We start from the raw sequence: 9550 nt of genomic DNA, 5'->3' as shown, positions 1-9550 counted from the left end.
GTCTCCTCATGGGTCTCGCCTTGGGCGAGGGCATTGACCAGGGCGTTATCGGCCAGGGTGTAGCTCCACTCACCGGTGCTGGCGTTGATGCTGAAGGTACCGTAGTCGCTGACCTGAGGCTCCCCGCTCCAGGTCCAGCTGGCGTTATTATCGACATCATCAGCCGTTAAGATACCGCCGGTGACCAGGGTGCCGGCCACTGGGGTATTGCCATCATTACCATCATCGAAGACGCCGGCTTCTTGTACTGCACCGGTGGCGGCTTCAATGTTCGAGGTGATGATGGGAGTGTCATTAGTACCAGTAATGGTGATGGTTAGCGGCACAAGTACCGAATCGCCGTCGCTATCGGTTAGCAGGTAGTTAAAGGTTTCGGTTATCTGCTGGCCAAGTGCGAGTGATTGTACTGCGCTGGATCCATTGTTGAGTTGATAGCTATAGCTACCATCGGCAAACAGGGTGAGTACGCCGAACTGACCTTGGATGCTATTGGTTTCACCAAGGCTAATTGAGGTGCCTTGGCTGTTAGTGACAGCGGTGACCTCTGCTGAGTCTGCACCTTGTATATCGTTGACCAGTAAGTTGCCTGTTGCCACGGTAGCCGTATCTTCGGAGACGGCGTTGCTGTCGGCGAAACCTTCTGGCTGATCGTCGACAATATTGACCGTAATGGTACCTGTGGCGATGTTGCCTTGATTATCGACCAGCTCTATGTTGAATAGGAGTTGCAGCTGGTCGCCAGCGCTGTGATCGGCTGAGCTATTGAAGGCGTAGTCGTAGGTAAATTGTCCAGACGTGCTGTCAAAGCCGGTGATGGTGAGGATGCCATTTGGCGTGTTGATCACTATGGGACCAGCAAATTGGCCGCCACTAATAATGTTAATGCCATTGATGGTCAGGCTGCTAATACCTGCATCTGCTGCGGTTTGAATACTGTTGGCAAAATTGGTGAGCAGTGCAGAAGGTGAACTACCCTGTGCCAGATTGGCCTCAAATAGCGAGAAGGTTGCTGAAGAGACTGTGGGCGCGCTGGGTTGAAGCTCGGGAATGATCACCTCTTCAACCGTGGTATCTGGCGTCAGTGGGAAACCTGCCGTGTCCCAGCCGGCATCGGCGAGGGTTTCATCACCGGTTCTGCCGACGGAGACGAAGTAAGCATCCCCTTGGTTAGCTGGCGTGCCGGCACCGGCGGCGGTTTCAGGCAGTCCTTGGGTCGGATCTTCACCGGCCAGAATCTGAGCCTGTAGCGCAGCTATTTCGGGATCCAAGGCTACCGGCGTATCGGTTTGCGGCACGGCGTCGCTCTGTTGTCCCTGACTTGTGTCCTGGCTCACCGTTGTATCTTGATTAAGCGTGTCTTGCATCAGGTTGGCTTGGGTCGTTGATGAGCCATCTTCATATTCAAGATTAAACTTAGCATTGGGTGAAAATATAAGTTGCTCCCCGGCATGGATCAGGTCGCCTATTTTTACCTCTCTGATATTTCCTTGTTCATCTTTAACCTTGAGTTCGCCAACAAGGTTAACAACTACTGCATCCTGTGTTGTGATTGAAGCACCCATAATCATTTCTCGCTCTACAAAGAGTAAAATCAAGAGCAAAAGAGTTCTGTTTTGCGCTTGCTATTGGAATGTCCACGTGGTTTATCCCTTTAAGTGTGGTTGGCATTGAATAGCTGTCAAATAGCGGCAATTAAGGGAAAAATAGGGGAAAATAGTGTGTTTTTGTAAAAATACAACTAATTAATTGTTTTAAAGCGGGTTATATGTAAGGTAGTGGGTTGAGGGTATTTTTATAAATAAAAAACCACCAGTAAAGGTGGTTTCTTAGTTGAAAATAGTATAAAAAAGCGTCAAAAAATTGCCGCTTTTCGATAATGTTGGAGGGCCTGGTTCTGTTCACCCAGGTGCTCACAGGCCTCAGCAAGTGCCAGCCAGCGCTGTTTGGTAGGAGATTGTTGGCAGACTTTAGACCACCACTTCTGAGATTCTCTGAACTCCTTGCTCTGATCGAACAGCGCGGCGATGCAGGCCTGGTATTCGGTTTGCTCGCCGAGTTTCTTTTCAAGTTCAAAAAGTTGCTTTCTTGCGTCGAGATCCGCTGGGGTCAGTACCCGAGGCAGGGCGTCGAAGATCGCCTGCGTGGGTTGCTGTTTTGCCTGTTTCATCAGGAGTTTGATCGCCTCATCTCTGCGCTCGAATTTAGCGAGGCCCAGGGCATATTGTGCAATAAACTCGGTTTGCTTACGTTCTGCGCGGGAAAGCCAGTGCCAGGCTTTTTCTAATGCCTGTTCGTTCTGCCCCGCAGCTTGCTTGAGCAGCTCCAGGTTAACCTCCGCGTTCAGCGCTTGATGCTCGCTTTCATCTATGATGCCGCGCTTCTTAACGATGGGAAGTAGCAGCTTGAGGGCCGACCAATCTTCCTGGGCACGATAGAGATCGAGTGCCAAGCCCAATACCGGTGGCTTGCTCTTGCTGGTCGGATTGAGCTCATCCAGCAGGGCGCGTGCCTGGGTAAGTTCCCCCTGTTGTAGCAGGTATCTTACTCGTGTCGTGAGTACCGCCTTGTAGGCCGCAGGATCTTTGGCTGCCTCGTTGAGGTAATGGTCACGGGCGTCATGATCGTTTCTGTGCTGGGCGGCGCGGGCGGCGGCCAACAGGTTTAATGCCGGGATCTCGCCCTTGTCTGCGCCGCGGGCCATAGCCTTTTCGGCGGTCGACCAATCTTCTTCGGCTAAGGCTAAGGCGCCTGTGAGGGTGTGTTTTCTGGCAGCTTTACGACGCCATTTTTCCGGTAGCAGGCGGCTGTTTAGGATCAAGTTTATGCTCCAGACGACCAACATCTCGAGCAATACCAGTCCCACGTAAAACATGACGGCGGCAAAAATGGCAAATACCAGACTGGTTTCAAGCTCATAGTCGCCGATGGCGATATAGATATAGCCTTTTAGCCAGGAGAGATAGGGACTGGCAATTAAACCTATCATGACGATTACCAGGTAGATCAAGGCTCTTATCATAGCGATGTCTCCCGGTCGTTAATCAGGCTGCCGTTGGTCACCAGTTGCTGTAGCAGTGGCGTGGCGGCAAATTGCTCTATGGTTGGCGATTGAATTTCGAGGGTGGCCAGAGCATCCAGTGCGGCCAGGGTCTGCTCGGTCTTGTTGTCGCCGAGATCGAAATACTGGAAGATCCATTTTCTGGATAGTGTCACCGACTGACGGTAGTTCACTTGATCCTGTCGGAACAGGGCCAGTTGCGCCTGAAGGAGTTTGTTGCGAATATTTTCAACAAGATACCACTGTTGATCGGGTGCCAGTAGTGGTGCGGGATCTGTGGTGCGCTTGCGTATGATGACGAACTCTTCGATGAGTGCCTGCCAGGACTTGGCCAGATTACGCTGCCAGTCGTCGATAGATTCGGTGACTTGCAGCGAGTCGTCTTTGGCGTTGATCTTGGACTCGCTGCGATTGACCTTGAGTTTAGGCAGGCGTTCTATGATGGTATCCAGGCTGAGTACAGTGCCGGCGATATCGGTACTCTTGATGGCGGCAACATCGTTCATGTCACGGGCCAAGGCCTTACGGATCGGCGTGAGTGATGGATCTTTCATGGTTGCGATGCGATCGTCAGCGGCCTCCAGCAGGCTAAGCGCTGTCTGGGGATCTTTCTCTAGCCACAGCTTATTGCCCGCCATTCTGACCAGGTATTTGGCTTCCTCGGCCATCCAATGGTTGGGGTTGCGCTGCGCCAGCTTGTTCACCTGATCCTGCACCTCACCCTGCTTGGTTTGTAGCTGGGCAAGTTTTTGATCGAATTGATTTTCTGTCGCGCGTTGCTGCTGCTCTAGGTGGGTAATGCGGGTGCGCGGATCGTCCAGCCCCTGTTGCAACTGCTTAGCCAGCGCGGCCGTCTTTTCCTTTTGCTGGGTCAGCTCTTGATACAGGTAGAAGCCACCGGTTGCCGTGGCAAACAGGAGTATTAGGATAAATACCAGATTAAAGAGAAATCCCCATGAAACCCCGCCGCCAGACTGAGCAGGCTTGGTCTCCTGGGATGCCGTCGATTTGGCCTGTGGCGTGTCGGTAAAGGTCGCATCGATAGACTCATCGTGCTCTGTGGTGGCGACCGCTTTACTCTCTTGGGTATTTTTGTCCATTTAGGCAGATCCTTGAAGACGAGGGCGACATCGGCGAGCAGCGGTATAAGAAGGCTTAATCCTGTAAACCTAAGGCTGTGAGTACTGCGTCGCGGTTTGCTGCTTTTGCATTGGTGACCCGTGTAAAACCTGCCGCAATGGCTTGGTCATAGACACGTGCGCTGGGCACTATAATATGACATGCGTGCAGCCAAGCAAATAATTCTTTAGGTACAAGTGTAATTAGATTGGCCAGGATTTCACCACTGGTAATCACTATGGTGTCAATTGCTTGCTCTCGCCATTCATAGGGAATGTGGGGATCGAGTTGCGGGCAGGCGCGGCGATAGACCTCCCAGTAGTCGACTTTGGCACCTCTATCTGTCAGTTCGCTGGCTAGGGCTTCCCGGCCGCCGACTCCCCGGACTATGGTGATCTGTTGCCCTGTAATGGCTTGCAATTGAGCTAAAGTAAGCAGGCCTTCGGTTTGCTGGCAAGACTCGGGGGCCTCAAAGGCCACAATGCCTTTGTCCTTAAGGGCGCAATAGGTTGCCTGACCGACCGCAAAATATTGCTTATCCTTAGGCCAAGCTGACGCCAGGGCTGCATCGGCATACTCTACCGCATTGGTGCTGATAAAGATGATGATATCAGACTGATAAAAAAGCTTTTTCTTGTGCTCATGGTCGGCGGCTTGGTTAGCGACGACCGCTAGCAGAGGCGCTATGGTGAAAGGCACGTCACGTTGTGACAGTGCCTCGGCCATAGACTGATTGCGCCCTTCGGGGCGCGTCAGGAGTAGCTTCATTTTTACTTGGCGTATACCGCATCTAAAATGGCTTTGGCGCCCTTAGATAGCAGCTCATCGGCCAGTGCAATACCTAGCTGCTCAGCATCTTGCTTAGCGCCACTGGTTGCGCCGCGGATCACCTGGCTACCGTCTGGATTACCTACCAGGCCGCGCAGCGACAGGGTGTCGCCGTCGATTTCGGCGTAGGCACCGATTGGTACCTGACAGCCACCTTCCAGGCGGGTGTTCATGGCGCGCTCTGCGATCACGCGGTAGCGGGTTTCGATATGCTCTAACGGTGCCAGTAGCGCCTTGACGCGTTCATCGTCGGTGCGGCATTCGATACCCACGGCGCCTTGACCGTTAGCCGGTAGTGAGTCTTCCGCCGAGATAAAGCTGGCGATACGGTCTTCGAGTTTGAGGCGTTTCAGGCCAGCGGCCGCCAGAATGATAGCGTCATAGTTGCCGGCATCTAGCTTAGCCAGGCGAGTGCCCACGTTGCCACGCAGGTCGCGGATCTCGAGATCTGGGCGCGCCGCACGGATCTGGCATTGGCGTCTCAGGCTCGAGGTGCCGACGATGGCGCCCTGAGGTAGCTCTTCGATGTTTTTATAGGTATTTGAGACGAAGGCATCGCGGGGATCTTCACGCTCGCAGATCACCTGTAGGCCCAGGCCTTCGGGGAAGTCGACCGGTACATCTTTCATCGAGTGAACAGCGATATCTGCCTTGCCTTCTAGCATGGCAACTTCCAACTCTTTAACGAACAAGCCTTTACCACCAACCTTTGCCAATGGTGTGTCCAGGATGACATCTCCCTTGGTGCTCATCGGCAGGAGTTCGACGACTAATCCCTCATGGGCTTTTTCTAGTTCGGCTTTAACAAATTCAGCTTGCCACATTGCCAGTGGACTTTTACGTGTAGCGATACGAATGACGTTTTGAGACATGCTCGATATTCCATCAGAGGCCATAGTTGCGCTAATGCTAACATTGCTAATTGCTAGATGTAAGAAATGGCTGTCGATTCTTTGAAGTTCACCCGCTTACGGTTTGTGCAGCTTGAGGATAAAGTGTGATCTAGCTCTCAAATACTTGCTGTTTCCGCCTAAGCTGTTAGCATGCTATAGGTGAGCTAAATGGACTAGGTTGCTTAAAATTGAAAGAGCAAGAGCATTTTATCGCAACGGCGGAGCGCTTAAACCAAGTGCGTTTAGCGCGTGCGCTTGCCATGTTGACGCCTTTGCAGCGTCATCTTATGCAACTGATCCCTGTGCTGTTTCACTATCATCGTAATGACTTCCCCGGTTACAACGGCCCCATGACGCCAAGCGGCGTATTCGAATATTTCCCCAGTGACGATGCCCTCGAGGCCTGCCGTACCTTAGGGCTCAGCGAGCCCCAGGTGATCCATCAGCAGCAGAGCGCCCTGTATGGTGTCTATACCATGGGCAGTACCGCCAGTTTTGGCCAAAACCCTAAGAGTGATATCGATGTCTGGTTGGTGTATGACCCAACCTTGGCCGACGACGAAATCGCTTCCCTGCAGGAAAAGTCGCAGCTACTGACGGCCTGGTTTGGCCAACATGATCTCGAAGTGAATATCTATCTGGTTCATCCTAAACAGTTTCTTGCCAGCAGTAGTGACGGCGTGGTTCAGACCGCCAGTCTGGGGTGCGAAAACAGCGGCAGCGTGCAGCACTGGTTGCTGCTGGAAGAGTTTTACCGCAGCCAGATCTGTCTTGGCGGTAAGCGGGTCGCATGGTGGCCCGGAGCCGAGGCGATCGAGAGCCATCTCTTTCTGGGGGACGTGAGCAACCTGCCCGCCAGCGAGTACTTTGGCGCCTCTCTGTGGCAGCTCTATAAAGGCTTGGACAAACCCCACAAGGCGCTACTCAAGGTAATGCTGCTGGAGGCCTATGCCAGCGATTATCCCAATAGCAATCTGGTGACCACTCAGGTATGGCAACGCACCCTGGCGGGGGATTTTTCTGCCTTCAACGATGCCTATTTTCTCCTGTATCAATCGATCGAACATTATCTGGAATATAAGAACGATAAGCGGCGCCTCGAGATCGTACGTCGCTGTTTCTATTTGAAGTGTGGTATCAGGCTGACGGTGGCCGAACACCCTAAAGATTGGCGTTACTATAAGTTGCAATCCTTGGTGACGCGCTGGGGGTGGTCCGATAACCTGCTGCGCACCTTAGATCAATGTGCCAGCTGGCACTGTGGTCAGTTGCAGTGGTTCAACGAGCAGCTCAATGAGTTGATGCTGGGCTGCTATCAGACCCTCCTACAATTTGCCTCGGCCAATAAGTTAAGCGACAGCCTGAAGATCTCCGAGTTGGGGCTGTTGACCCGCAAGCTACACACCTACTTTAGTGAAGATGACAAGCAGATCATCAGCCTCAACCGGCTCTGGACCCGCTCGGTCGCCGAGGCACACCTGACGGTGATCTACAGCCATAATACCAAGGAGTATTACCTCTATCGCTGTACCCCAGAATCAAAAAACTTCATGGGGAATCGTGCGGTATTTCACTCCCATAGCAAGGCTAAGTTATTGATTTGGGCCAGCCTGAATGGCGTATCCACCGCCCAGACTCAGTGGTACGCCTATGGCGAAGGCAAAGGCCAGGATAAGGCGCTCACTAAGGCGGCCAAGCGCCTGCCCACTATCATGGCGGAGCGTCGCTGGCGGGCATCTAAGCTGGACCTGTGTCAGCCGTGGCATTTTCGCCAGCTGCTGTTCCTCATCAACTTCAATCGCGATGAGACCCAGCTGTGGCGGGGTCAGGAGATCATCTTCGATTACATGAACGCCAATATCTTCTCCATGGGGCGTCACCACAGGAATATGGTGCAGTCGCTGGATGTGATCTGCCAAAACAGCTGGGGAGAGTGGCACTGCCACCATTTCGAGGGTAACGAAGCCATCTTAGATGCCCTGGTCTATATCACCCCTGGCATGCAGCGGGCACCCCAGCAGGTGAAGGTGGATGTGGTGAGCTGCTCAAGCCGCCTCAGTACCCAGATAGAGCGCAGCATCAGCCAGCTGGTTCACCGAGCGAATCGCATGTGTACCAAGGCAAAAACCTCGTCGACCATGGTGCACCCGCTTCAGGTAGGCGGGATAAAATATGGCCTGTTCTTCAACTCCAAGGGCATGGTGTATCAGGACTTGAGTGAGTCAACGGCCTTCTATCAACGACTCTCCAAGCAACGTATGCTCGAGCTGCCGCGGCCGGATCTCGGCAACGAGCCTTTCAGCAAGATCCCTGAGGTGATCCAGGATTTTGCCGCCATCGGCGCGATTCAATACTTCCTGCGCCCGGGCAAGGAGGGGATAGACGTGTTTGTGCTGGATGAAAAAAATGAGCTAAATCATTATGTTCAGCCGGGTAATAATCTAGAGGAGCTGGTGAGTCAGGTGAGTCATCATCATGCCTTTGCCGACTCTTACCTGGATAATGAACGCTTTAATCTACCGCAGTTTTTCCGTTTGGTCAGAGTCGATGGCCGACTGCAGGCGCAGCCCTTTGGGGTCAACGTCGACGAGGCAGCCATCGAATTTTAGGGCCGTCTTACAGGCTAAGCGCTATGCCGCCTTGACGCAGGATAGAGGCGAGCACGAAGGGCATAAATTCGCCCGCATCGCTGCGCTCATCCAGCCACTTACCTTCGACGTAAGAGAAGTGGTATCCACCAAACTGTGTCGCTACCCAGATCTGATGCAGGGGCTCTTGCTTATTGATGACTATCTTGGACTTGTCCTGGAACTCAAGTTGCAAAACATTGCCTGAGGCATCGATGTCGATATCGGCATCTTGTTCATCGATTGCATTCTCTATGGCATCTTCAAGTGCGGTAAACATTTCGTCGGCGAGTTGGTGATACTCTGAATCTGTCATTGCCATCTGGGCATCCTTCAGTGGAGTGGGTTGTTGCAGAGCCCACATAGTAATACCAAATTTACCAAATATCTAACTTTGGCCGGGCCGGTATGAGGTGAAGTTTGTCGCCAGTCGCCTGCATCTCCCTATGCTTTGCAGAAACTAAGGAGGTCGCCTGGGCTTGCCAATGAATAAAAATATTCACATTCGGGGTTTTTAGTCTGGGTTAAGCTTGACGTTTTGGCCCTATCTCTGCAAACATCAGACAGACTCGATTTTGGTTGTGCGCGGGCGAGTCAGGCGAAGGGCAAGGGCCCCGTTTGATGGCGATAAAGCGAGATTTTGCTGAGCAGGGAGTTCGTTTGTTCGGGTGATGCCTGAGTTATGAAAAGTGGATTTTTATGGACTTTAGCGGGGATTTATCCTGTTTGGGGTAAAAACCATCTTTTTCTCCCCCGCGAGCCGAGATAGTGCGTACAATCATGAGAAACATGATGAAAAAGGTACGGAGCCCCTTGGCTACCGTGTGTGATCCCCTCGAAACTGGAATGTCTGATGTTGAATAAGATGAAACCGATTTTACTTATGTTGTTGGCGAGCGCTGTGCTAAGCGGCTGTGGGCAGAAGGGGCCTCTGTATAAATCGCCAGCGCAAGAAGACAACCAGAAGCCGCAGGTGGAACAGCCCACACCAGCAACCGAGCAGAATAACAATAAGGATTAAGCCC

At 52.6% G+C, this 9550-nt stretch carries 8 protein-coding genes; 2 read left to right on the top strand and 6 right to left on the bottom strand.

The features are described 5' to 3' along the window. The 5 genes from AYI87_RS05000 to hemC form a co-directional block, all read right to left on the bottom strand. On the bottom strand, window positions 1–1562 hold a 1562-nt coding region (locus tag AYI87_RS05000), incomplete at its 3' end, for a retention module-containing protein (RefSeq protein ID WP_186300553.1). A 290-nt stretch (window positions 1563–1852) separates the two neighbouring features. Then, window positions 1853–3019 carry a heme biosynthesis HemY N-terminal domain-containing protein gene (locus AYI87_RS04995; protein WP_144200119.1) on the bottom strand — a complete coding sequence of 389 codons (1167 nt, stop codon included), beginning with the start codon at window positions 3017–3019 and terminating at the stop codon, window positions 1853–1855. Beyond that, entirely contained in the window at window positions 3016–4158 is a 1143-nt protein-coding gene (locus AYI87_RS04990) for a uroporphyrinogen-III C-methyltransferase (protein WP_144200117.1), read from the bottom strand. The genes AYI87_RS04995 and AYI87_RS04990 overlap by 4 nt, the downstream gene beginning before the upstream one ends. A gap of 55 nt (window positions 4159–4213) precedes the next feature. Further along, entirely contained in the window at window positions 4214–4945 is a 732-nt protein-coding gene (locus tag AYI87_RS04985) for a uroporphyrinogen-III synthase (RefSeq protein WP_144200115.1), read from the bottom strand. 2 nt (window positions 4946–4947) lie between these two features. Further along, the gene (gene hemC, locus AYI87_RS04980) at window positions 4948–5877 is read right to left on the bottom strand and encodes a hydroxymethylbilane synthase (RefSeq protein WP_144200113.1); all 930 of its coding nucleotides are present in this window, start codon (window positions 5875–5877) and stop codon (window positions 4948–4950) included. Between the two features lie 209 nt (window positions 5878–6086). Between hemC and AYI87_RS04975 the strand changes: the two genes are divergently transcribed. Then, the gene (locus AYI87_RS04975) at window positions 6087–8507 is read left to right on the top strand and encodes a class I adenylate cyclase (RefSeq protein WP_144200111.1); all 2421 of its coding nucleotides are present in this window, start codon (window positions 6087–6089) and stop codon (window positions 8505–8507) included. 7 nt (window positions 8508–8514) lie between these two features. On the opposite strand, the gene cyaY is transcribed toward AYI87_RS04975, so the two are convergent. Next, window positions 8515–8847, bottom strand: a complete 333-nt coding sequence (gene cyaY / locus AYI87_RS04970; RefSeq protein ID WP_041406290.1) for an iron donor protein CyaY — start codon at window positions 8845–8847, stop codon at window positions 8515–8517. 531 nt (window positions 8848–9378) lie between these two features. Between cyaY and lptM the strand changes: the two genes are divergently transcribed. After that, window positions 9379–9546, top strand: coding sequence for an LPS translocon maturation chaperone LptM (gene lptM / locus AYI87_RS04965; RefSeq protein WP_144200109.1), 168 nt, complete (start codon window positions 9379–9381; stop codon window positions 9544–9546). Window positions 9547–9550: the final 4 nt, after the last annotated feature.

The sequence above is a fragment of the Shewanella sp. KCT genome, from assembly GCF_007636505.1.
In the GTDB taxonomy this organism is placed as follows: Bacteria; Pseudomonadota; Gammaproteobacteria; order Enterobacterales; family Shewanellaceae; genus Shewanella; species Shewanella halotolerans.
This window is presented reverse-complemented; position numbering and strand designations above follow the sequence as displayed.

Bases quoted from the DNA above. Each gene is read 5' to 3' on its own strand.
- AYI87_RS04985 (WP_144200115.1), bottom strand. From the start codon at position 4,945: ATGAAGCTACTCCTGACGCGCCCCGAAGGGCGCAATCAGTCTATGGCC.
- AYI87_RS04990 (WP_144200117.1), bottom strand. From the start codon at position 4,158: ATGGACAAAAATACCCAAGAGAGTAAAGCGGTCGCCACCACAGAGCAC.
- lptM (WP_144200109.1), top strand. From the start codon at position 9,379: ATGTTGAATAAGATGAAACCGATTTTACTTATGTTGTTGGCGAGCGCT.
- AYI87_RS04995 (WP_144200119.1), bottom strand. From the start codon at position 3,019: ATGATAAGAGCCTTGATCTACCTGGTAATCGTCATGATAGGTTTAATT.
- cyaY (WP_041406290.1), bottom strand. From the start codon at position 8,847: ATGGCAATGACAGATTCAGAGTATCACCAACTCGCCGACGAAATGTTT.
- hemC (WP_144200113.1), bottom strand. From the start codon at position 5,877: ATGTCTCAAAACGTCATTCGTATCGCTACACGTAAAAGTCCACTGGCA.